Source organism: Clostridium sp. Marseille-Q7071, from assembly GCF_965112025.1.
On the sequence record NZ_CBCOPR010000001.1, the window covers coordinates 3,958,196 to 3,983,551 of the forward strand.

General features: G+C 29.3%; 15 protein-coding genes and 1 riboswitch. Of the genes, 1 reads left to right on the forward strand and 14 read right to left on the reverse strand.

The genetic code is table 11. The annotated features are described in order from the left end of the window. Positions 1–128 precede the first annotated feature (128 nt). Positions 129–305: riboswitch (cobalamin riboswitch) on the reverse strand. 240 nt (positions 306–545) lie between these two features. After that, positions 546–1,358, reverse strand: coding sequence for an alpha/beta fold hydrolase (locus ACWPW7_RS18845; protein WP_454054759.1), 813 nt, complete (start codon positions 1,356–1,358; stop codon positions 546–548). 563 nt (positions 1,359–1,921) lie between these two features. Between ACWPW7_RS18845 and ACWPW7_RS18850 the strand changes: the two genes are divergently transcribed. Then, the gene (locus ACWPW7_RS18850) at positions 1,922–4,501 is read left to right on the forward strand and encodes a Xaa-Pro dipeptidyl-peptidase (protein WP_454054760.1); all 2,580 of its coding nucleotides are present in this window, start codon (positions 1,922–1,924) and stop codon (positions 4,499–4,501) included. Between the two features lie 112 nt (positions 4,502–4,613). Here ACWPW7_RS18850 and ACWPW7_RS18855 read toward each other — a convergent pair whose 3' ends face one another. From ACWPW7_RS18855 to ACWPW7_RS18915, 13 genes are all read right to left on the reverse strand, one after another. Next, positions 4,614–6,347 carry a methyl-accepting chemotaxis protein gene (locus ACWPW7_RS18855; protein ID WP_039633662.1) on the reverse strand — a complete coding sequence of 578 codons (1,734 nt, stop codon included), beginning with the start codon at positions 6,345–6,347 and terminating at the stop codon, positions 4,614–4,616. Between the two features lie 864 nt (positions 6,348–7,211). Beyond that, entirely contained in the window at positions 7,212–8,291 is a 1,080-nt protein-coding gene (locus tag ACWPW7_RS18860) for a glycosyl hydrolase family 18 protein (protein WP_454054761.1), read from the reverse strand. An 85-nt stretch (positions 8,292–8,376) separates the two neighbouring features. Then, complete coding sequence (locus ACWPW7_RS18865) at positions 8,377–10,149, reverse strand: glycoside hydrolase (RefSeq protein ID WP_454054762.1); 1,773 nt, start codon at positions 10,147–10,149, stop codon at positions 8,377–8,379. Positions 10,150–10,659: 510 nt separating this feature from the next. Then, a complete protein-coding gene (locus ACWPW7_RS18870; protein ID WP_454054763.1) occupies positions 10,660–12,495 on the reverse strand; it encodes a glycosyltransferase in 1,836 nt (611 codons plus the stop codon). A 590-nt stretch (positions 12,496–13,085) separates the two neighbouring features. Next, a complete protein-coding gene (locus ACWPW7_RS18875; protein ID WP_454054764.1) occupies positions 13,086–14,552 on the reverse strand; it encodes a polysaccharide deacetylase family protein in 1,467 nt (488 codons plus the stop codon). A 1,095-nt stretch (positions 14,553–15,647) separates the two neighbouring features. After that, on the reverse strand, positions 15,648–16,898 hold the full coding sequence (locus ACWPW7_RS18880) for a VWA domain-containing protein (protein WP_454054765.1): 1,251 nt from the start codon (positions 16,896–16,898) through the stop codon (positions 15,648–15,650). A gap of 20 nt (positions 16,899–16,918) precedes the next feature. Then, positions 16,919–17,308, reverse strand: coding sequence for a transporter (locus ACWPW7_RS18885; RefSeq protein ID WP_454054766.1), 390 nt, complete (start codon positions 17,306–17,308; stop codon positions 16,919–16,921). A 533-nt stretch (positions 17,309–17,841) separates the two neighbouring features. After that, positions 17,842–18,462 carry a DsbA family protein gene (locus ACWPW7_RS18890; RefSeq protein WP_454054767.1) on the reverse strand — a complete coding sequence of 207 codons (621 nt, stop codon included), beginning with the start codon at positions 18,460–18,462 and terminating at the stop codon, positions 17,842–17,844. Between the two features lie 22 nt (positions 18,463–18,484). Further along, positions 18,485–19,120: an NAD(P)-dependent oxidoreductase gene (locus ACWPW7_RS18895; protein WP_454054768.1), complete on the reverse strand. Its 636-nt coding sequence runs from the start codon at positions 19,118–19,120 to the stop codon at positions 18,485–18,487. Positions 19,121–19,255: 135 nt separating this feature from the next. Further along, a complete protein-coding gene (locus ACWPW7_RS18900; protein WP_039633649.1) occupies positions 19,256–19,684 on the reverse strand; it encodes an Rrf2 family transcriptional regulator in 429 nt (142 codons plus the stop codon). A gap of 505 nt (positions 19,685–20,189) precedes the next feature. Then, complete coding sequence (locus tag ACWPW7_RS18905; RefSeq protein WP_454054769.1) at positions 20,190–21,563, reverse strand: Na+/H+ antiporter NhaC family protein; 1,374 nt, start codon at positions 21,561–21,563, stop codon at positions 20,190–20,192. 21 nt (positions 21,564–21,584) lie between these two features. Beyond that, the gene (locus ACWPW7_RS18910) at positions 21,585–22,655 is read right to left on the reverse strand and encodes a uroporphyrinogen decarboxylase family protein (RefSeq protein ID WP_454054770.1); all 1,071 of its coding nucleotides are present in this window, start codon (positions 22,653–22,655) and stop codon (positions 21,585–21,587) included. Between the two features lie 975 nt (positions 22,656–23,630). Next, positions 23,631–25,355 carry an ABC transporter ATP-binding protein gene (locus tag ACWPW7_RS18915; RefSeq protein WP_454054771.1) on the reverse strand — a complete coding sequence of 575 codons (1,725 nt, stop codon included), beginning with the start codon at positions 25,353–25,355 and terminating at the stop codon, positions 23,631–23,633. Between the last annotated feature and the right edge of the window lies 1 nt (position 25,356).

The following is a 25,356-nucleotide window of genomic DNA, read 5'->3' on the forward strand; positions in this document are numbered from 1 at the left end:
TTAAAATTTTTTTTATGCTATTTTAAAAAATAAAAAACCTCCCATTAACAAATGAGAAGTTGATATAAACATATATTATGGTTGTATGCCAAAAAACCTTAATACACCTTATCTATCAACCGTAGAGTTATTAGTGTCCATTACAGGTATGTATTCTGACTCTGGTTCTTCAATCTTATAAACCTTCCCTCTAATAAGAAGTGGCATATCTTATAAAATCTCCCCAATACAGCGGCGGGACCGTACAGGATTTTCACCTGTTTCCATATTAAGCCTAATGAGGCACCTGAAATTTACAATATTAAATATTTACACACCTATTATAAGCATGTAAATTTTATTTGTCAATTTATCTATTATAGTATTCTAATCCACATTGCCAAAAAGTAAATTGATTTTCTACAATATAATTCCATAATACTTTTCTATTTTAAAAATTTATATTACTTCTTCATTCGTATAAACCTATAAGCATGTATATTAAACAAAACACGGGGTCCTTAAATTAGACCTCGTGTTTTCTTATTCTCTGCATGATAAAAGATTTATCTCTCAATAAATTTTATCAATTCCTTATTAAATTTTTCATGTTCTTCCCAGAATAATCCATGACCACTGTTTTCAAATGGCACAAGCTTAGAATTTTTGATTTCTTCCTTTTGTACAATAGCCAATGAAAACATACAAACTTTGTCATGAACACCATGAAGAATTAAAGTAGGAACATGTATTTTTCCGAGATCAGAAAACAAGCTCTCATCTCTAAGGGAAATTGCAAGTTTAGCTGTAGACCATCCTGCCGCCTGCAATCCTAATTGGAAAAACCAATCTGAGAAAGGTCCAGTTATATACTTAAAGAAAAACATATCTCCAAATTCCCGTAACATTTTAGGACGGTCATTATATGTTTCCTCAATTAGTTTAGTTACATCTTCCTTTGGTAATCCATAAGGGAAATTTGGACGTCTAGTAAAGCTTGGAGCTGCCGCAGCAAACAAAGCAAGTTTAGATACCCCATGCCCCTTATGACGAGCCATATATCTAATAGCAATTGCTCCTCCTACAGAATGACCAGCAAGTATAATATCTTGTAACTCAAGTGTTTCAATTACACAATGAACATCGTCAGCTAATCGATTGTAGTCATAGCCTTCCCATGGTTTATCTGAATTACCAAATCCTCTAATATCAATTCCAATGCATCTATATCCCATCTCTGGAAGTTTATTAAACTGATATTCAAACAAGTTATGATTTGCAGGCCAACCATGTATAAAGAGGATTATTTTCTCCCCCATTGGGTTAATATCCTCTACATAAATTCTTACCTCTGATTCTACTCTAATATAATATCCCACAGGAATTCCTCCATTAATAAAATTATCTCAGTAACATTTTATTCCTTTAATTTAAATAGGTGAATTATTTATCCATTTTCACCCAACTATCTTGATAACTAGATGAAAAATATACAAGTTCTAGCATTTTTTTCTAAAATCATATAGCTCCTTGAAAATTCTATTATACTAGAAAAAAATAGTAACACTGTATAGTAAAAATTAGAGATATAAAAATTAATTTTAAAGCCTTTATTATATTATACGAAGATTTAAAGTAGAGATTAATATGTCAAAAAATATAACTAGTATAGACATATAGAGGCAATATTTTCTTTTTTTCTACAAGTTTTACAGGTAATTTTTATGAATTTATCCCTATATTTGAATATTAGGTTATATTTTTATGATATAATTAAATCTTGAATGCATTCATTATTTTACCAGAGGGGAGATGATAAGAAATTCTTTAAAATTTTAAATTAAAATAAAAACTTTTAACAAAGTAACTGAAAAACAGGACAAAATTTGATAAGGCCAACTAATTAATTAGAGAGCCTGACATTTATTAGGGGGGATAAGTTGTGAAAAAGATTATATCTATTGTATTAACTTTTACATTAATGTTTTCAGTAACTCCAGTTGCATATGCTACAAATGATATTAAATCATCTACTAATATCATCAGTGAAGAAATGACTGCTATGAATAACCTTGGTCTAATTCAAGGCGATGAAAAAGGATTAACACCTGAATATGCAGCAAAACAACCTACAAGAATACAAGTTGCAACTATACTTTTAAGGTTAAATGGACTTGAAGATGAAGCTAAAAAATTTGAAGGAACAGAAAACTTTTCAGATTATAAATCAGTAAGTTCCATAGAAGAGAGAAATATACTTGCATATATAAAAGCAAATCCTAAAGCTTGCTTAATACAAGCTGATAAAGATAAATTTAACCCAAACAAATCTGTAAGTGAGGAAGAGTTTTATAAGATTGTTCTTCAGCTGTTAGGATATGAGCAAGGAAGCGATTTTACAAATAAAAATATAATAAAATTTTCAAAATCTATTGGTCTTAATCCTTCAGAAAAAAGTAAATTCACAAATGATGAATTTGCAAAAGCACTTAACGATTGTTTAAAAGCAAAGACAAAAAGTGGTCGTGAATATTTTGAAGTATTATTAGAATTTGGTTTTATGATGGATTTTAATAAAAATAAAGATGTACCAGAAATACTTGTATTTGACGGAAAGCCTCAACCTATATTTAAACATGATGAGGCTATTTATGAAAAAGTTTATGTGGAATCACCACAAGATACAGATCTTGATGGAAAGCGTGATTTACTTGAAGTATGGATAAAACGTCCTATTGAAACTGAAAAAGGAATGAAGGTTCCAGCAATATTTGAGGTAAGCCCTTATCGTCCTGGAACAAATGATGATCTTTATATCACTCATAATGTAGATAAAGATTTAACTGTAAGTCCACAAAGTAACATAACTTATGAAGATATAAAGTATAAACCAGTGGAAAAAACAATTCCTGCTCCAAGAAAAGTTTCAGGTAAAGCAGGAAACGGAAGAGTTGCGCCTTTTGAATTTGGTGGATGGTATAATTATTTCTTGCCTCGCGGATATGCAATAGTATTTTCTGGTGGTATAGGGACTTTAGGTTCTGATGGTGTTACAAGTACTGGTTCAGTAGATGAAACAATATCAACTATTGCTGTAATAGACTGGCTAAATGGAAGAACTAAAGCATTCACAAATAAAACTGACAATATAGAAGTATCTGCTGACTGGTGTACAGGAAGTGTAGGGATGTCAGGTACCTCATACTTAGGTACATTGTCTATAGCTGCAGCAACAACAGGAGTAGAAGGATTAAAAACAGTAGTTCCTGTAGCTGCAATAAGCAACTGGTACGATTATTATAGATCAAATGGTGTAACTTCTCCGGCTTTAGGTTGGCAAGGAGATGATGCTGACTTATTAGCAACATATTGTATGAGTAGAATGTTTGATCCTAAAGATTATTCTACAGTAAAAGAATTATTTGAAAAGAATATAAAGCAAATGCAAATTGATCAAGATCGTGACACAGGAGATTACAATACATTTTGGGACGAGCGTAATTATTTAAATAATGCTGACAAAATAAAGGCAAGTGTATTCTTAGTTCATGGTCTTAGCGACTGGAATGTAAAAACTAAACAATTTGATATGTTATGGAAAGAGCTTGAAAAATATGATGTGCCACGTAAAGTTATATTACATCAAGGGGATCATATGAGCATCAATAATTTAGCGGGAATAGATTACAATGATATAATGGGTAGATGGTTTGCTCATTGGCTTTATGATATAGATAACAATGTAATGAAAGATATTCCTACTGCTACAATACAAAACAATACAGACCTTAAATGGGAAACATTCGATACTTGGCCTGTAAAAGGAGAAAATACTAAATTTTATCTTGATAATGATGGTACAAATGGTAAATTAACATTTAGTCCAGTAAAAAAAGATTTGAAAGAAACTTTCTCTGATGACTTATCATTATCACAATTTGATAGAGAAAATCCTGATTTTACTAAATGGTTAGATACAATAGCTAAAGAACCTGAAGTAAAAAGACCTGATCGTTTATCCTATGTAAGTGAACCTGTTACCGAAGATACAAGAATAAGTGGAACTATAAATGTTTCTATAAAAGCCTCTATAGATAAGCCTACTGCCAATATAAGTGCAATGCTTGTAGATTATGGTCCTGAATATAGACCTACAACAAAAACAGAAGTTGTAGTTCCTAATGGTATAATATACGGTGGTAATGCAGGTTCTGATGATATAATAAACTTTGTTATGGATAGTGAAAAAACAGACTATAAAGTTATTTCTCGTGGTTGGATGGATGCACAAAACCGTGTAGCAAATTATCGTGTAGACACTATACAACCTGGACAAGAATATACATTTAATTTGGACATGCAACCAATGGATTATACTGTTAAAAAAGGTCACAAGATAGGCTTAATAATACTATCTACAGATGCCGAATTTACTGTAAGACCTTTAAAAACAACAAACTTTACATTTAACACAAGTGAAAGTTTTGTAGAAATTCCAATAGTAAATAATACTAAAAAATAGTAAGACACTTATAAAAATTAGTATAATGTAATAAATGCCAGATGTAAAAGGTATTAATAATTTAATTACCTTTACACCTGGCATTTTATATTTGTTAATTATAAATGCTTGTCTATACCTTAAACTTAGAAATACTTTCGTTTAATACTTCAGCTTCTCTATTTAAGAATTCAGACATTGCTTTAAATTCTTCTGATGAAGCCATTTGCTCCTCAGTCACTGCTGCTAAATTCATAGCATTTGTATCTATTGTTTTTGATACTTTATCAATTTCATTCATACTTTCGTTTATATTTCCAATGTTTGATACTATTTCGCTAGCTGAATTTTTAATCTCAACTATTTTGCTTTCTATATCTGCATTAGAATCTTTTATTACTTCAAAAGTATCACTTACATTATCAGTATATTTCTTACCTTCTTTTGTCATATTTACACTGACAGAAACTGCTTGCAGTACATTATTTGTTTGTTCATTCATAAATCCAATTATATCTACTACTTCACTAGCTGCTGCGTTTGATTCCACAGCAAGTTTTCTAACTTCATCTGCTACAACAGCAAAACCTTTTCCATCTTCACCTGCTCTTGCTGCTTCAATTGCTGCATTCAATGCAAGAAGATTGGTTTGATCAGCAATACTTGATATTGTTGTTAATATACCTTGTATTTTATTAATACTTTGTGCTAATTCTGTAATAACCGAATTTACATTATTGATACTACCTTCAATATTATCAATTTGATTCTTGGTATTTTTAATTACTACTGTTCCATTATTAGTATCTTCTAATGTTTTGTACGCAATTTTATTAGTATGATTTATTTGAGTAAAAATATTTTGAATGTCAGAATCTAATTTATCTAAAACATCCTTTATATTTTGTGTTTTCGTAGCTTGCTCAGTTGATATTGAAGAAATCTCATTTGTAGATATAGTCAGTTCCTCAGAAGCACTTGATGAATCTGATGAACTTTCTAGAATTCCTTGGGCTGCTTCTGTAACCTTTTTAGAAGATACTTGAACTTTTTCTATCATATCTCTTAATGAGTCAACAGTCTTACTTAATGCAATGTTAATTTTACCTATTTCATCCTTTCTAGAAGTGTCAATAGGTAAAGTTAAATCTCCTTCTGCAATAGTATTTATTGATTTCACTAGTGCTCCCATCGGTTTAAGCATAATTTTTGAAGCAATATAGTTAATAATTATAGAAATTCCAATTAAAACAATGGTAACTAAGATTATTATTACAGTTAATTGATGTGTCCTTTCTGAAAGGTCTGATCCCCTATAATCATATTCTACTACTCCAACTACTTTATTAGCAGAATTTAATATTGGAACAAAGGCTGATATATAATGATTCTTAAGTGATTCAACATAATACATTTCACTTACCTGTGCTTCACCTGTATCAAAGGCTTTTTTTGCCTCTTTTGAAAAATCAGCTTTTGGTTGCTTATATCCTATTTCTGTATTTGCATCACTTCCATCAATTACATATGTATAATTGTCTGAGTCATTTGATACAAAGGTATATAACATACCTTTCCCGATACTATTATTTAATGCTTGTAGCTTTTTTCTTGTATCAATATAAAATTTATCACTTCCATTTAAAGATTTTGAAAGTTTTTCAAATTCATCTCCATCAATTACTGTAACAGCTGACTTTGCAATATTTAAAGCATCTCCTTGTAGTTGAGTTACAGTGTGAGAATACATATTACTATAAAATATGTAACCCATAGAAAAACTCGACAACACTATTATCAGTGATGTTATTAATATAATTTTAGATTTCATAGATAAAGAAACATTTGATATTTTTTTAAATTTCAAAATACCCACACCCTTTCATAAATATAGCTTTATAACCTTGAAATACTTTAAGATATCTAAAATAAAATAACTATTGGAAGATTGGCTAAATATTTTGTACAGCACATGCCAATAGATTCCACTGATAATGGCAATATCAATAGTCTTTGCGAAGCAACATAGCACAAAACAAATTACCATACTTACAGCTATTTTTTAAGATATCTAAATAAATACTCCTATTACTACCTAAGAAGTTAATGCATAGCTAATATAGCTGCACCCTTGAGTATTTCAATTTATAATGCAAAATTCTTAATTATATTTGAAATTAACTCTTTATGAATTAATTTTTCACTAAGAAATCATATATATAATGCATATTAATATTATCGATAATAATATATAAAACATAAATGGTATTTTTATAATCTGCCTTAAACATAATAAAGACTTTCCTTATCCATATTTTGGATAAGAAAAGTGTTCTTAATACAATATCAAATGTGATGAACTTTATTATTCTATTTCCTCTTTTTATTCATTCTTACAGGATTCTCCACATTATGTATATTTTAATATACTAATTGTCTATTGTCAATCTTTTCTGTCAATTTTTTGTGTTTAATGTATTATAATGTCATCTTATAAATATAAGAAAATATATAAATTATCTAATATATCGAAAATAATTACCTAAATTTAATATAATTTTAAATTTCATAAAAAATATTTTTAAAAAAGGATGCGAGACTCATCTCGCATCCTTTCCTTATTTTTATTCATTTGTGAGAATTCATTTTGTTAAAGTAAAATTTCTCATCATGAAAAAATCTATATTAAGGATTTTTCTTTTTTAAGTTTAACTTGTCTATTTAAATTTTTTTAATGATTAGCATCAAGGTTAAGATAATCCAGTGTTTTCTGTTGCATGTCTCCTAGTCTCCATAATGCAATTTTGTTATATCCTAACTGTTTTGAAATGCTAAACCATTCGTCTAATGTTCTGTTATCTGCATACCAAACAGTATGGTTAATATTATTATCATCAAAATAATTAAAATAAACACTTTCACTTGATTCATCTCGTTTAGGATTATCAACTGCTTTTTCTGATAGTTTAACTGCTTCACTTTCTGTTAAAGCAGTAACTTTCCCATCGTCACTCCAATCAAATCCTCCTGTGGCAAAGGCTATAATTTTATCACCTGGAATTTTTCCCATCTTTAAACCTAAATCACGTATAAAGGATTCATCTGCTTTAGGCCCAGGACCGCTGTGATATCCATAAAGATTATAAGCCATCATCACATAATCAGGTCCTTCTGGCAATGTTAGCTTTTCTATAGGACTTTTGGGTTCTAAAACAATTCTAAGAGATTTATCGATACTGCTAAGCCTTTGGTAGAGTTTGGAGCAAAAATCAATATAATTTTCCCATATATCATCATCTATATTTTCATAATCAATTTCTACTCCACTAAATCCCTTTTGTGTAACCATATTGATAATTTCATCTACATGATTATTCCTACTCTCCTCTGTTGCCATCAACCTTTTTAATAACTCTGGATCCTTCTGAACAGCTTTACCCTCTTCATTAAATCTATCATTTACAATTGTGATATATAAATTAACTAGCCTATTATCATTATTAATTTCTATAATTTCAGGTAGAACCTCATCAAATTCATTTGTAAAATACAAATTATCATGATAATCAAAATATGCTGCAAAGACCTGCAAACTAGACAAACTTTTTCTGACCTCTTTAAAATCCTTAATCCCAGCTTCCCATTGCCAGTCAACAATCCATGCTGATATCTTTTCATGAGGTTCTTTAGGTATATCTTCATTATTGCTTGAAGCAGGTCCTATTCCGCGATATAGGATTAAAATACAAATTATAATGGTGATTATAATTACAAAAAATATCTTTTTATTAGCTTTCTTCCCAAGAAACATCTCTTTATCTCCATTCACATTAGACATCTTCAAGAAATAATAAAACCAAAATGTTGTCCTATTATTTCTTAAAGACACCTTGTCTTTAAAAGGTTTCTATTGCCCAGTCAACTAATGAATTGAAAAAGTCTTGTACATCTTTAGCTATTTTTTGAGATTTGGTGTAGCCATTATAAAACAGAATAGGCATTTCACTATCTTCTTCCTTTATAATCTGTTGAATCTTTAAATCATCAAATACCCCATCGTATATTGTGTCTTTTTTATTGATTTCACTGTATTTGGATTCTAATGCTACCCCACCCTTTACTATGGTACTGTCTATTTCTATATCTTTTGTTACTAAAATGTTATCTACCCAAATTTCTAATTTATTCCCATTCGTAATAATCTCAACATCTCTGCTTCTTTGAATATTAATGGAATATTCCTTTGTTTCTACCATACTATTATTTGGTGTTTCAACTTTAGTAGAGGATTCCTTTATATCTTGAGGCGATATTTCCTCCCCATCCAATTTTATATCTTCAAATTTATAAGAAAATAATTTTTTAAGCTCTTTCATAGGTGCTTTTTCTTCAATAATAATTTGATTATCCTGAAATGCAATGTTTGCAAAAGAGTCCTTTTCTCTATCATAACGAAGAAGTATACTCTGCCTACCTACTACATTTCCTTCAATCCTAGTACTTAACTTAATATTATTATAATCATCACTATCTTTTAAATATAATACCCCACTATCTTCTGCTGGAGATGTAAGAACAATCCTGTTTCCTATAAATTCTGCAGCACCATTAATAAGCTTCCATTGTTTTCCTCGGTTTTCGTCACCCATTACAAAGGCTAGATTCTGTCCTGTGTCCTTATTAATCTTCATCAAAAGATGATTTGTATACCAATATGGGTTAGGTTGTAATCTTTTAAGATTATATAGCTCTTCAGCACCGTTATTGTAACTAACTCCCTCTTGGTTAAAATGAATTTTAAATTTTTGTTGTATATTCTGTGAATTTACATCTTCAACTAATCTATTCATACCATTGTAAAGAGAATTAGCATGCATAATCATATATACTTGAGGCATAAAACCAAGTTTCTGATTATAAACTTCTTCCATCTTCATATAATCTTGATTTATCCGTGCCTCCATCTCAGTTCGGTTTTCTATCGGAATCATATCCTTGTCGCGGATAAAATCCATAAGATAATGGTCATAGTATGTTGCATTTTTTTTATCTTTGAATTCAGTTTCACTTTTCATTCCTATATAATTATTGTATCTATCAAATATATTTATATATGACAATCTGTATCCATTAGTTCCAAGTTCCCAAAACCCATTTTTCATTAATTTTAACAAATCTTTTGATTGAAGAAACTTAGAATCTTTTCCCTCTAACTTGTCAGCATAAGAAAGCATTGTTGCTTTGTAATTATACTTTTCAAGTATTGGTTGTGAAAACAAACTAGAGTCATTTCGTCCATCCTCAAAAGTTAAGAAAAGTGCTTTTTCGGGTAATGGCTTTCCTTCATTGTAAAAATCTAATATATCCTGCTGAGATATAGTTCTATAACCTAAATTATAAAGAGTCTCTAGTTGTTTATCTAATTGACTTTTAGATATTAATTTAGGTGTACCGGAACGTCCCACCCCAAAATATGACAATGCAATAAAGCCATTTTTATTTTCCCACTGTCTTTTATCTGGCTCTTCATATTTTTTAATACCAAATAGTGCTTTAATTAGTAGCACTGAGAAAATCAATAAAATAAGTACTTGTATTACTGTTCTAATCACTTTAATACGGTTTTTCTTACGATAATTCAGTTCATTACTGCGGGTGTTTTTATTCATGTTTATTCATCCCTCACATATTACTTTACAATCTTTCTATAGATAAGACATATTAAAAATAACTGTTCAGTATGCTTACCTATCTTATAGGGATACAATGCGAAAACTTAATATATACTCTGGAAAATAAATTTCCTATAAAAACATATTAACCCCTTAAAAATTAAGGATTAATAATTTAGGATGAAAAATTTAGGATGAAATTCACCCTTAGTGAATTTCTTAAAATAAAATTTATTCTCAAAAAACTTCAAAGGTCTTAACCGTGAAGTTTTAACCATAATTCTTCATCTTTCATTCTTAATTTTTCATTCATAGAAAAAAATTTTTATTATGGAAATTAAAATCATGTATAAGTTAAATTTTCATTAAGGAACCCTATATTCATACTCCTTCATCAGAACTCCACGATAACCTAAACTATCATGAATATCTACTTATTTATCTAACGCAAAATATACTTTTAAAAAAGAAATCTTAAAAGTCTAATGCTTCAATAGTACTTTAGAATTAAATGCTTGTTTTAATTTTATCATTCTTTTTATTATTCTTTTTCCTTGCTTTTTTATTTTTTGCTTTTATATCCTCTGGTGTTTCTCGCGTTCCCCAAGTAGATTTCCAAAATGTTACCCAAGCAACTGGCATCTGCCATAAAAGTACTACTTCATAAAAAAGACAAAATACTATTCCAAAAATCCATAACTTGCTCTTTCGGAATAATAAATGTGCAAAGCTCATAAGTAATGCCATAAGTAAAATTCCTAAAATAAAAGTAGTTGGAAGTACGTTATGAACAATAGGAACATAAATAAAGTTGTACAGCACTACTATTGGCGCAGCAATAGGTACTATAAGACCTATGTAAAAAAACAATGCCATAAAAGGTTCCTTCCTCCATATAAAAGAACCAGCTCTTAAAGATTCACGTAACCATGATCGTTTCCATCGCATCTGTTGTTTCAAGAAAACCTTTGTATCTGAGGGAACAATAGTGGAACATATTGCACTATCTTGATACCCAGTACGATGATTTTTCATAATAAAATTAGTCATACTACGGTCATCTCCAAAAGTAGCAGGTTGTCCAAGAAATTTCTGATTCAGCCAAGCATCCCTATGCTCAACTACCAATTCCTTACGATAACAAGATAGTGGACCGGAAAGGCAAGTTACACTGTCAAAGTATGATTCCGCTGCTTTCATAATACGAAAGGCAATATAATAACGAACGGTCTGCATCTTTGTAACCGAGTTAGTATATTTATTTTCGACATCTGTACGTCCAGTAACACCACCCATTTTAGGATCTTGAAAAGGTTGAACAAGATTTTTTATTGCCTCAGGCTCTAAAAAACTATCAGAATCCACAAAGACAACTAAATCATGTTTTGCCTTTTCAACACCTTTACTCAGTGCTACACGCTTACCTCCATTTTGAGATAATTTTAATACTTTTAAACGTTCCTTGAGTTTATAACGTTCTGCCTCATTATAAAGTTTTTCTGCCATCTCTTCTATTTTTTCCACAGATCTATCTGTGGAACAGTCATCAACAATAATCACTTCTAATTTATCTATAGGATAATCCTGATTAATGCAACTTAAAATAGTTCTTTGAATCCATTGTTCTTCATTGAAACAAGGCACAATTATTGATACTCCTGGAGTGTAGTTAGGATTTATAGGCACATTTCTATATAACGCTCCGAAAAAATATCGGGATAGTAAGAATGCTGCTGCAATGATGCTATAAAAGTATAAGAATATATTGTATTTGAAATATATAACACTTTCAACACGCATAAGCATGATGATTGATACTACTACAAATAGAATAGTACTTGCAGTATATACAGAATAACCCCATCGTTTTTTTTGAAAATAGTCAAAAAGGTTTTTCTCAAATTCAAAAGCCACATGAAGTTTATCCACATCTCCATTTTGCTTAGTAAAATGCCTCACCACCTTGCCATTAGTATTAACTTTAGACTCAAATCCCTCTGGCATAGTGCCCGGTGGAAGATCAAATTTAATCTTGAATTTATCTCCTACATTAAATTCAACATCTGTAGCTTCCAATTCAACTAGAATGCCCGTTGAAGAAATATCAAGAGCTTTAGCTTTTATTTTGCTTCTATTTTTTTCATTATGATTAACTAACATAACATCAAAATTTGCTATATACCTCAGACTTAACATATGTAGTTTTTGTATGTCATCTGCCTCATGCCCTCTATCTTCTAATTCAACATTTTTTAACCCTCTACGATCTTTTAATTTTCGTATATTTTCTGGATCTGGTGCATTTGAAATGATACGTCTGTCTGGTTTTGGAGCAGGCAGCACCTCAATTACGTTTTTTTTCTTTTTATTATTTTTTCTAAACAAGAATATATCTCCAATCTACATTATAAATTTAATTACTTGTACAACATTAAAAATACCTTATATATAGATAAACTACTTTGAAAATTAATCTATAGCTGAATATAGCTACGTTTTTGAGTGTTTCAATCCACAATTCACAATACAAAATTCACAATTAAGGTGGAAATTATTTTTAATTAAAATAATTTATTTAATGGATTTTTTAACTAGCAATACAATGGTTAGTTTTCCCACCTCTGGGGAACAGTAGTGAAGCCCTTTAGGGTTCCCCTGAGGTGCAGCATAATTTGGAACAACATCAATAAATTTAACCAATACTATGGAGAAACTACAGCTACTAGTTTTTATAAGAAATTACCTCGTAACTTCAAAAATAAATCAATTTTAAATTTCTCAGCTTTTGCTGAGAAATATCCACAATTGTGAATTGTGAGCTATGAATTGTGAATTCAATAGTTTCAACTATAATACTAAAAAATATCAATTATTTTCACATATATATTAGTTTTGCAGCTGGTATATATATCAACTTAATCTAATTTTATATCTTATTTATTCATAAGTTCAGATATTGTAGCAAAAGAATATCCCATACTTTTCAAGTTTTCAATTATAACCGGTAATGCTTCCACAGTACTAATCTCATCTTGAAGATGAAGTAAGATGACACTTCCCTTATCTGTGTTTTCAAGAATGAAGTTTACAATATCTTCTGCACTATTCTTTACATCCCAATCATGTGGACTTACATCAAATAGAGAAATTGTTTTATATCCACAATCTGCTATTATTTTAGCTGTTGCCTCATTAATCTCTCCAGTAGGAGGTCTAAAAAACATCTTTGGCTGCTGTTGAATTGCTTCAGTAAGTACTTGATGACACTTTACAACCTCATATTGTAATTTTTCAGGTGTTATATTTGTTATTACTGGATGGCTATAAGTATGATTAGCAACATCATGTCCTGCTTCAGCAATAGCTTTTGCTAAATTCGGGTTCTTCTCAACTCCATTACCTCTTAAGAAAAATGAAGCTTTAATATTATATTTATCTAAAATATCTAATATTTTTGTTATTGTAATATCTCTACCCCAATCATCAAAGGTGAGGGCAATTTCTTTTTTATCTGTATTTACCTTATATACAATGTCGTATTGACTTTCTCCAATCTTTTCATTTATTTTAGCTGCATCATATCCTTTTATAGACTGAAGTGGTTTTCTCTCATAGCTACCTTCAAGTAATTTACTTAAAGGCACTAGTTTATATCCTACATCATCAACGGCTTTTGCAATTAATGGAATTGACTGAATAACCGCCGGATTTTTATCAGCATTTAAAGCTATTATCCCTCCACGAGTAATATATTTTGCTATATAATCACCAATCTCTTTTGCACTTTTCATATCCCAGTCCTTAGGATTAACACTGTAGGTAATAATAGCTTCCAATCCACTCTGTGCAGCAGCTAGACATACATCATCATTGTAGCTTCCAGACTTAGTTCTCAGATACTTTGGACTTACTCCTGTTTCTTTTTTAATTATTTCATTAGTTTTCTGTATTTCCTTATATATATTTTGATAACTCAACCCAGTTAAATCCACTCTATTTAGGGTATTATTTTCAATCTCATGTCCTCTTTTTAATATGTCTTTTGCAATTTCTGGTTCTTCTGCTACTCTCATTCCTGGAAGAAAAAATACTGCCTTTATTTGAAACTTGTCCAGTTCATCAAGAAGTTGCTTCATCATATTTTCATCCCCCATACCACTAAAAGTAAGAGTTAACTCTCTCTTTGTAGTATATACATAAGAAATAGCCTTACTTTTTTCTCCGTCATATTTAGGTATACTTTCATTTGTCTCTATCTTAGGTGGAGAAGTGTCTTTCTCTTTTAAGTCCTTTTTCCATAAACCACTTCTACATCCAGTTATATATACTAAAAATAATATAATTATGGCACTAAGACTGATTAATTTCACTTTGCTTTTTTTACCTTTTATATCTTCCATTATCATCTCACCTTTTATAAAGAGTTTTAGTTAATAGTAATAATTATTACTATATATAAATCTATCCCTTTCATTTAAATTCATTACTTTATATATAATTATTTTTTCTCACTTAAATAATTACATAAAAATGATATGTACTAGAGCAGAACTAGATTTAACGACTATAATTACAGTCAATGTTTCTAATTGGATAAATACTTTTTAATCTTCTATTATTAAACCTAGAAAATTATCTTAAAGAACTTTTACTAAGTTAAACTAAATGTTTATATATGTAATAATCTATTTTGTTAGTCAATTTAATTCACATTATTTACAATTAAAAAAACTCTAACATAATATAGTAACCTTTCATTGAGAATAGCTAAATAATCAATGCAGATAACATATATGCTAAAGCTTTCCAAAACAAATACTACCATAATAATTAACAATTTTAAAGACTTTTTTCCTGTAAATTTCACTATAATTTATATTTTTTTCAAATAAATGGTATAAAACTATTTAAGAACCTTATTATATCAATGGTTCTATAATGTCTTATAGTAAAATAATTAATATTAATAAAGAATTAGAATCTATGATTAAAACTCCACCGTCAAAGCCTCTGGAGTTCTTTAGAATAAATTTTATTTTAAGAAATTCGCACTTAGTGAATTTCATCCTAAATTCTTCACTCTTAATTATTAATCCTTAATTTCTTATGAAAAAGGATATATCTTAAATTAAGATATATCCTTTAAATTGTAAAGATAATTAGTCCTTTTTCTTTTTCATGTATGTGACAATATAATTAATTGTAAATAATTCTCTTAATACAATTAGTTATCTATTTTAGAGCAAAATTGATCAAATTTCCGTTCTGATAAGCTTGTAGAGCTAGTCTTTAGTACTCTTCAAGTTGTTCTTTAAAACAGCTTCTTTATTTTTTACTTCTGTATATGTTAAAAATACTATATGTAAAAAGTATTAGAGTTCATCAAAGCCTATAGTGATATTTAAAATTTTCTTAATGGTTGTCCATTAAGAAAAAGCAAATAACTATCGTTCCCTCTTTTTTTAAATTAGCAAATATAATTTTTAATTTCTAAGTTATCTTCTAATAATTCCTTTATTTTTTGCTTCAGATAACCAACTTGGAAACTCCTTTAACAGGCGATCATACAACTCACTATCTGAAACTTTGTTAAAGTCATCTAGAGCAAAGAAACTAGCATTATCTACAACTCTACCTTTAATTGTATCTAAATGCTTTAATATTCCATACCCAAAACCACTAACTCCAACAAACTGCCAAAATATAGGATATTGTGATGATTCCACCACCAAACTCTCAATTTCTCTTTTAGCTCCTACTCCACCATCAGTAATAAATATAATATAGGCCGGTATAGAACTGTTACGATATTCTTCAATAATTTCTCTCATAACAGCAGGTTCATAATTCCCACCTCCAAGAGATAGCATCAAAGATTTATAATCTACTGGAACTGCATTATAATAGTTGAACATAGTAACGTTGTCCATCCTCTTTGGCTTGGTTCCATAATACCAAAAATCCAATTCTTCATTATCATCAAATTGTATGGCTAAAGGCAATATTTTATTAACAATTGATTGAACCGTTCTATTTTTATATATCCTAGTCATTGATCCAGATATATCAAGTATAAGCGCTACCTTTGCAACTATATCCGGAACTTTATTTTTTTCTAATGCTAATTTTAGTGGTTTAGCTAAATTTACAAGTTGTGGAGCATTTTTCTCTAACTTTTTCTCTAATGAAATTTTTGAAGTTTGGATAACTGGTACTGGTTGCGATACTATAGGCTGTGTAGGCTCATCATCTTCCTTCTCTACTCCACCATATTCTTTTAATAGTTGAGAAAGACCACCATTAAAACCATTTGCTATAGCATTCATTCTCCATTCATTTTTATTGTATATCTCAATAGCAATAATTGCTTTTTGATCTTTAAAATTACTACCTGTCAAATTTAGCTCCAAATCTTCCTGATGAAGTTGTGATAATTTAATGTTAGCTTGATGGATCATCCCCATAGTTCCATCACCATCAATGCTAATTGTAAACACAAGCTTAACAACCTCAGAAGGTAATTTAGCTAAATTTACATTAAATGTAGTTCCATTCATGCAAATTGCATCATCTGGTGACTTTAATTGATTATAAAAAATCATGTACATATCATCATATAGCTGGTCATTTTTATCCACAGCGAAACAACTAATATCATATTCTGATGGTCCAGCAATATTAAAATCAACCTTGATAGGTATGTGAATATCTCCTAATTTTGTACGATAACCTCTTTGTATAAACATTGTAATCAAATCCTTCCACTCTAGTTAGTTTTACTTATGTATCTTTTCTTATTAATAATATTAGTTAATGTATAAGCAATACAGATAGCACCGTCATTTATATGATAAATTCTTTCATCCTCTTGATTCATAACTTCATCATTGGAAAAGTGATTGTATTTTTCATCTAAATTTTTAATAATATCATTAGATTTTTTTTGGGCTTTCTTTAACCACTTTTTAGCTACTCTTTTATCTATATTATCTGTATCTTTAAGAAAATTCACAAAATAATCCATCATTTTTTTATGGCCATCATTATGAATGAATATCCATTTGTTATTTAATTCCTCTTCTTTCAATTTGTCACTTTCTTCTTGATGTATAACCTCTAGCCTTCTACATTGTTCAATTATAAAGTTCTTATTCAAGGTATCACCGTCTTTTCCATTAAATTTACCCTAGCTCTTTGTATTATTAAATAACTGAAGGAAATAATCCATATCATTCTCTAATTCTACTTGCAATTGCTCATAATACATAAAGACATTCTTATCATATTCTTATAAAATAATATAATTATGAACCGTCCTTTATGATATATTTCTATATATCGTTTATATTTCCTTTTAAATTTTGACAAAATAAAGCATCAGATACTAATATATCTAGTGCCTTATTGGATTTATAAATCCATATAATTAAGTGCCCTTTGAAGTCTATTTAATTCTTCTATATATAGAGTATATGTTTCCATCATGGATTCTAAAAAATTCCAAAGAGATTCGTTATTCAATTTTAATTCTCCCTTAGCCCTTTTAGTAAAAAACTGATAATCTCAATCTTCAATCATAAGGCAACTTATTATTGAAGGTTTCAAAACATAAAAGACCATGAAATTCATTTGCTTAAATGATATTCATGGTCTTTTTCTATTTTAATTATACTTTTTACTATAAACAAACTAACTTAGAATTTTATCTAATTCTTCAAAATTAGTATATCCTTGTGAGATTATTCTCCCATTGTCTCCTTCTACTGCAATAACTGTTGGAAAACTTGCTACACCCATTTCGGAAACCATATTAAAGTATTTAAATGTTTCCTCTGCTAAATTTTCTGATAGAAATTCTTTTTCAAATTCCTCTTTAGAAATTCCAAAGCTCTCAGCTATTTCAGTATATGTCTCTAAATTATTAGTATCCTTTCCTTCTATAAAAAGTGCTTCTTGGATTTTTTCAAGGAAATTAAAAGCTATATCTTTTTTTAATCTTTGGATTAAAACCACTGCTTTAGCTCCTGGAAAACTGTCTAAAACTATATTATTATTTTCTAATATATTTTTATTAAACCCTTCTCCAAATTTTCTACCAGTTAATTCTTCTATTCTCCTATTATGACCTTTTATATAATCACCTAAGCTATGATTCATAGTTTTAACATTATCACCTATCCACATACCTCCGGGTAAAATGTTAAAATCATAAACTTCTTTGTACTTTTCATGTATCTTAGTTATAACATCGCTAAAACCATAGCACCATCCACACATAATATCCATAACGTAATATATTTTTATTTTCATATATTTCTCCCTCACAATTAAATTAATATCCTACTGTAAATCTTCTGTGTGAGAACTTAGGTTCTTCAACTTCATCCAGCATAGCAAAAGCAAAGTCCTCAAATGAAATACGACTAACACCTTTTTCATCTACTACTAAGTAATCTTCACTAGTACGATAAGCTCCTGTTCTTTTTCCTGGTTCTATAAATGCAGCAGGACTTAAATTTGTCCAATTAAGATTCTTTTCTTGTTTGTACTGTTCTAATGCCTCACCATGAGCTAATGCAATTGGCTTCCAGTCTGAAGGAAAATCTTTTGTTTCAACCAGCTTAATGCCCCCTTCTACAAGAAGACTTCCAGCGCCACCCATTGATAAAAGACGAGGTACACCTGCTTTCTTTACTGAATTTATTAAACTCTTAGTAGCATCTACTAAACTTTTTTCTTCTCCATGTTTTGGTCCAAAAGCACTAATAACTATATCATTTCCTTCGATAGCCTTTGATAACCTTTCTTCATCAAATATATCTCCTTCAATAAACTTTAAGTTATCCTGTGTACTTTCGACTTTTGATATATTATGGACTATTCCTGTAACTTGATGTCCTCTTAATAATGCTTCTTTTAAAATAACTTTTCCCACATTCCCGTTTGCTCCAATTAATGCTATTTTCATAAATAATCATCCTTTCAATATAATTTTATTATTCTCTAGTTGTAACCAAAACAGTTACAACTAGCATAAAAAAATAGTAGTATATTCGATGTAACTATAGTAGTTACATCGATGTTAAAAATCTTTAGCTGAATTCTACTTAATCTTTTCCAACAATCCTTCAACAATATCTTTCATTGTAACGTTTCTTAATACATCTTCCATTGCCCCTTGAGCTTTAAGTAATATAATTTCTAGCACAAGTTGAATATTAGCACCTATAGGGCATTTTGGATTGGGATTTTCATGTATTTGAAAAAGCTGCCCTTCCTCAACTACCTCTACTGCCTTATATATATCGAGCAAAGTAATGCTTTCTATAGGTCTTAAAAGATATGCTCCTCCGCTACCTGGATTTACGTTAACAATACCAGCTTTTTTTAACATTCCAGTAACTCTTCTAATAATTACTGGATTTGTATTTACACTGCCAGCAATCCATTCTGAGGTACATAAATTATCTTTTTCCATAGATAACATGGATAGTATATGGACTGCTACAGAGAATCTACTACTAATTTTCATGCTTAACTCCTCCTGTTGTAACCATTATAGTTACAACTAAAAGAGTTGTCAATAGAATGTTAAAAACTTTTTTTAAAAATCTGTTTTTAATATTCTATCTCTTATTTAAAACAAATATACAAAATAATATATTTATTTAAGCTCTCAATATCTTATTTTGTAAAAGGTCTAATCTGCTCTTTTTTTCTGTGTCGACAACACACTAATGCAATACTTAATATTTATAATTCCATAGGTGCAACTTAATATAAGAGAAATTATATCTTAATAATATTCTTTATTAATTCCAATTTAGAGTTTACTTTTAAAAATGGTATATCTTCTTTAAAGATTATTCCATACAATTATTAATAAAATAGCTAGTCAAAATTAGTGATTCTAACTTCGACCAGCCATAACTATCATTTATAAAAATTCTTATCAATTATATATCTAAGCTCAATTTCATCAATTAAACTTATATTTATTGTTTTTCTTAGCCTAAAAATTTACTATGCTGGTTAATTTATTCGCTTGCTACTTCATCCATTGGTGTACTTTTCTCAAAATTCCAAGAGTTTTTTATTAAATATCTATTTCCAAAAGGAGTGAATATTGATAGAATCGCAAACACAGCCAATATCATACAATACCATATATAAGGCACTATTTGAACAGGGCTTATCAAGCCATTAGTAAAGCTTGCTGCTATCAATAATTGAGCGCCATAAGGTATTAAGCCTTGCATTATGCACGAAAAAGTATCTAGAAGAGATGCTGTTTTTCTTGGGTCTACTTCATACTCTTTAGATATTTCCTTTGCTAATTGGCCATTAACAATTATAGAAACTGTATTATTGGCTGTAGCTATATCTGTAAGAGCCACTAACGCACTTATACCTAATTGAGCGGATTTTTTGCCCTTTATTTTTCTTTTTACTTTATATAATAACCAATCAAGTCCTCCAGCATTTGATACCATATTAGCTAAGCCACCAGTTAATAAAGATAATAAGAAAATATCAAACATTCCTGTAAAACCTGAGTATATCTCTTGAGATAATCCTAGTAATGTAAAGCTTCCATAATAGATTCCAATTAATCCTGATAGTACAATTCCACCAGTTAGTACTACTAATACATTCATTCCTGTTAAAGCTGTAACCAATACAAATGCATATGGAACTATTTTAATTATGTTGAAAGAGTATTCTTGAATTTCTGGGGTGTTAACTGGTTTTCCAAATATCAACAAAAGCACTATCGTAACTAAAGCTGCTGGTAATGCAAAGCCCATGTTAGCTTTAAATTTATCCTTCATAGATATCCCTTGAGTTTTAGTTGCAGCTATAGTTGTATCAGATATTATAGATAAATTATCCCCAAATATAGCTCCTCCTACTAATGCACCTAATGCTAGAGGTAAACTTAATCCTGCCTTTTCCACTAACTCAACAGCTATAGGAGCTACAGCTACAACAGTACCAACAGAAGTCCCAGTTGAAATGGAAATAAATGCAGATACTATAAATATTCCCACAGTAATAAAATTAGCTGGTATTAAAGTAAGCCCTAGATTTACTGTAGATTCAACACCACCCATGGTGCTAGAAACTGTAGAAAAAGCTCCTGCTAATAAGTATATAATACACATGGTAATTATATTTTCATCACCACATCCTTTAATGAATATGTTAAATTTATCATCTAAAGAGCCTTTTGTTAAAATAAAAGCAAATATTATTCCTATAAGTGCTGCTATTGGAGCTGGAAATTGATAAAATGCCATTTCAACCCCTTGAGCTTGTAATATAATACCCGAAGATAAATATACAAATATAAAAATACCAAAAGGTAATAAAGCTAATCCATTACCTTTTTTTTCATTAAGATTCTTCATTTTAATATCCCCCTTGTTTTTTTAATCTTTCATCAATAAATTCAAATCTATTGGATATTTACCATAGGTTTTAGCTGCTTCCATGAACATTTCAATTTTTTCAATTGGAGTATTCATAGGAATTTGACAGCCTGTACTTAAAATATAACCTTTCTTAGAATCATATCCCTTTTTAATACACTCTTTTACCGATTTAAAAATATCTTCTCTAGTCCCTTTATGAATTACATCAACCGGTGGAACATTTCCTGTGATTATAACTCTATCTCCCATTACTTCCTTAGCCTCTTCTAAATCCTCTATATTATCTATACTGAAATTAGAAATTCCTGTGGAAACAACATCTTCCCAAATTTCCTTACTCTTTCCACATATATGTATACTAGGGGCACTACCAGTCTTCTCCTTTATCTTGTTTACATTTTTTTGAAGATAAGGTAAAGAGAACTCCCTAAATTGTTTTGGACTTATAAGACTATTAGATGAAACTGGATCAGCAAACCCAATGGATAAACCTAATTTAGCTACTTCTTCTATATATCTGTTGTTAGATTCTGATACTATTTCCATTAAAGTATGAACTTTTTCAGGACATCTGATCATCCATTTTAACAGATTTTCTGTTCCTACTACAGAAGCTGCTACACTAAAAGGACCAGACATTGCCGCACCAACATCTACTTCTTTTATAAGTGCATCTCTAGTAAGCCTTAATGCCTCAATTAAAATTGGTAATTTTCCGTCCTTTAGCGGGTTGACAACTTTAAGAGATTCTATTTGGTCTACAGATTTAATAGCTGGTTCCAATAAATATGAAATACCATAATCAGGATAGCCTACCTTAGAACCCATAGCCTCAGCAACTCCTCTAAGACTAGTGGAAATTCCCACACTATCATGACCAAGCCTTCTAAATAAAGCTATTTCTAAATTTGCCATAAGTTCAGCTGAATGATAATACTCTCTAGCTGTGACTCCAATAAAAGGTGCCATAGTAACTCCCATATCAGGAATACAAATTACACGATCTATCTCTTCCCCTTTAGCAAAAGCATCCATCCTTTCCCTAGGAGTCATTTCTTCCTTTCTCAATTAAAGCACTTCCCTTCTAAATATAAAGAATAAACCTGATATTTAGGCATCTGAAACAAAATTATAAACCAAAGATGTTAGTATATTTTACATCAGACAAGGCGTCAGGTCCTGTTCATAGTGGTGCTATGAGTAGGTTCTGACAACGCAGTATGATGAAAAATAGGATAACATACTGGTCTATTATTTTTTGAAGATGCCTTACTAACATATCTAACACTAACTGATTATATACAATTTAATGGAATAAGTATAATAGATTTATTTTATAGACGGCACACCTTTAATTGAATTATTAAATGATTAAACTTCATTGTAAAACATACTACTTAAAAACTTAGCGTGTATCTTCTTTATATTTTTAAGATTAATATAGAAAATATTTTTGTATATAACTTTAATTTTAAATACAAATATATAAACTTACTACATTATTCGTTCTTTTTATGCATATATTTTATTATAATAAGTTGCTAATTGCAAAGATTTTAAATAACATTAAATTTATTTGTATAATAATTGCAATTTTATGTGTGAAACTAATTAGCTATAAAAACCTTATAATTATCTTCACTCTAAGTAGCTTATAATATAAAAGGACTAAATGTAAGTATATATTTCGTTGATTCCTATAGTTGATAGTATCATGATACTAATGAAGTTAATAATTGATTTTTCAACTATAATTTAAGAAGAAGTTATAGCTAAGAAAATATTTTAAATGATAAATCACAAAAATATCTTGAATATGAGACATAGTTATAAGATTTTAATGAAAAACAAGCTAAGTGTACACTTAGCTTGACAGTTTCTCTTTTATAAAATATATGCTCATTAAGTATTATGATTCTCACATTTATTATTCAAAATATAATTTTGTATTAATAGGTAAATATTCACTTATAAAAAAGGCATAAAATATCCCCTATAGAAAATGGCGCTTTTTGCTGCATGCTAATAATCACCTAATATAAATTATATTGCCCAGTTTTTAGCTTTTTCCATTTCATTATACATATTATAATATCTTTTTTTATTTTCCATTAACTGTTTGTGATTCCCTCTTTCCTCTAAAGAACCTTCATTTAAAACTATAATCTGATCAGCATCCTTTATAGTATTTAATCTATGAGCTATTACTATAACTGTTTTATTCATTGTAAGTTTCTTTATGGCTTTTCTTATTTCTAATTCATTATCTGCATCTAAAGATGCTGTAGCTTCATCTAATAATATTATAGGTGCATCCTTTAGTATAGCTCTAGCTATTGATATTCTCTGTTTTTCTCCTCCTGATAGAGTAGATCCACCTTCTCCAACTAAGCTATCATATTTATTATCCAGTTTTTCTATAAACTCATGACAATTTGCAATTTTAGCTGCTCTTATTACATCTTCTTTAGTAGCTTTTGGATTCCCTAATTTTATATTATTGTATATTGTATCATTTAAAAGATAGACCTCTTGAAAAACCATGCTTATATGCTTTAATAATAAATCTGGTTTTATATCTTTTATATCTCTTCCGCCAATTCTTATACTTCCATTATTAACATCCCAAAACCTAGCTATAAGGCTTATAACTGTAGTTTTTCCTGAGCCAGAAGGGCCAATTAAAGCTGTCATAGTCCCTTCCTTCGCTTTAAAACTTAAATTGTCTATAGTATTTTCTCCTTTTTCATATTTAAAGTCTACATTTTCAAATTCAATATCATAATTATCAAAATCTAAATTTTCATATTTATAGCTCATTTCAGGTTGATTATATGTATCTATCAACTTTTGTGATGCTAATTTAAAATATCTAAATACTCCATATTGTGCTCCAAACCCTCGTAATACGTTTGTAAGCGCTATATTTATTATAATAAATGTTAAAAATTCTATTTTTCCAATACTTCCTGCTCCAAATTTTGTTGTTGCCATAAGTAGTAATATTGGAAAGCTTAAATCAACTATGATTTGAAAGATTAGTACAAAAGGTACAATTGCGACCTCTGTTCTTATACTTTCTTTCTTAAAGTCACTAAAAGATTTCTCTAATCTCTGAAATTTTTCTCCTACTAAATTATAGGATTTAAATACTTGTATCCCATTAATATATTCGACTAATCTTGATATAACTTCATTCATTACCTTTTTCTTTTGATTTCCTATAGTTGTAACTTTCTTTCCTCCCACATAAATAATCGGCATAGCAATAAATACTACTATTAATTGAATAAGCCCTAATTGTAAATCGATAAAGAAAGTCATTATAAGAAGATATACACTAAGAAATACTGTTTTTATTAGGTCACTAGTACTGTGGGTTATTACATTCTCAAAGTCTTGTAAATCATTGGTCATTATATTAGATACGCTTCCTATACTATTTTTATTAAAAAATCCTAAATTTATATTTCTAATATGATCCCCCAGTGAAATACGCATATTTTCTATAGCACGAGCTCCTTTAGCTTGTATGCCAGTATATCCTTTTGCATTAACTAAAGCTCTAGTAATAAAAGCAACCACCATCATTATTGAATATTTTTTAATTTTTAAGAAGTTTAAATCCTCTTTGATTAAATCAAGCAATACAAAATATAACATTGAATAAAAAAACATATGAAATAAAGTATCTATAGTCAATAGAATTATAGGCTTTCTAAGTTTTTTACTCTCTTCACCTAATAATTTCTTTATATCAGTAAGCATA

Bases quoted from the DNA above. Each gene is read 5' to 3' on its own strand.
- ACWPW7_RS18860 (WP_454054761.1), bottom strand. From the start codon at position 8,291: ATGTTTCTTGGGAAGAAAGCTAATAAAAAGATATTTTTTGTAATTATA.
- ACWPW7_RS18895 (WP_454054768.1), bottom strand. From the start codon at position 19,120: ATGAAAATAGCATTAATTGGAGCAAACGGGAATGTGGGAAAAGTTATT.
- ACWPW7_RS18900 (WP_039633649.1), bottom strand. From the start codon at position 19,684: ATGAAAATTAGTAGTAGATTCTCTGTAGCAGTCCATATACTATCCATG.
- ACWPW7_RS18880 (WP_454054765.1), bottom strand. From the start codon at position 16,898: ATGTTTATACAAAGAGGTTATCGTACAAAATTAGGAGATATTCACATA.
- ACWPW7_RS18905 (WP_454054769.1), bottom strand. From the start codon at position 21,563: ATGAAGAATCTTAATGAAAAAAAAGGTAATGGATTAGCTTTATTACCT.
- ACWPW7_RS18865 (WP_454054762.1), bottom strand. From the start codon at position 10,149: ATGAATAAAAACACCCGCAGTAATGAACTGAATTATCGTAAGAAAAAC.
- ACWPW7_RS18890 (WP_454054767.1), bottom strand. From the start codon at position 18,462: ATGAAAATAAAAATATATTACGTTATGGATATTATGTGTGGATGGTGC.
- ACWPW7_RS18875 (WP_454054764.1), bottom strand. From the start codon at position 14,552: ATGGAAGATATAAAAGGTAAAAAAAGCAAAGTGAAATTAATCAGTCTT.
- ACWPW7_RS18915 (WP_454054771.1), bottom strand. From the start codon at position 25,355: ATGCTTACTGATATAAAGAAATTATTAGGTGAAGAGAGTAAAAAACTT.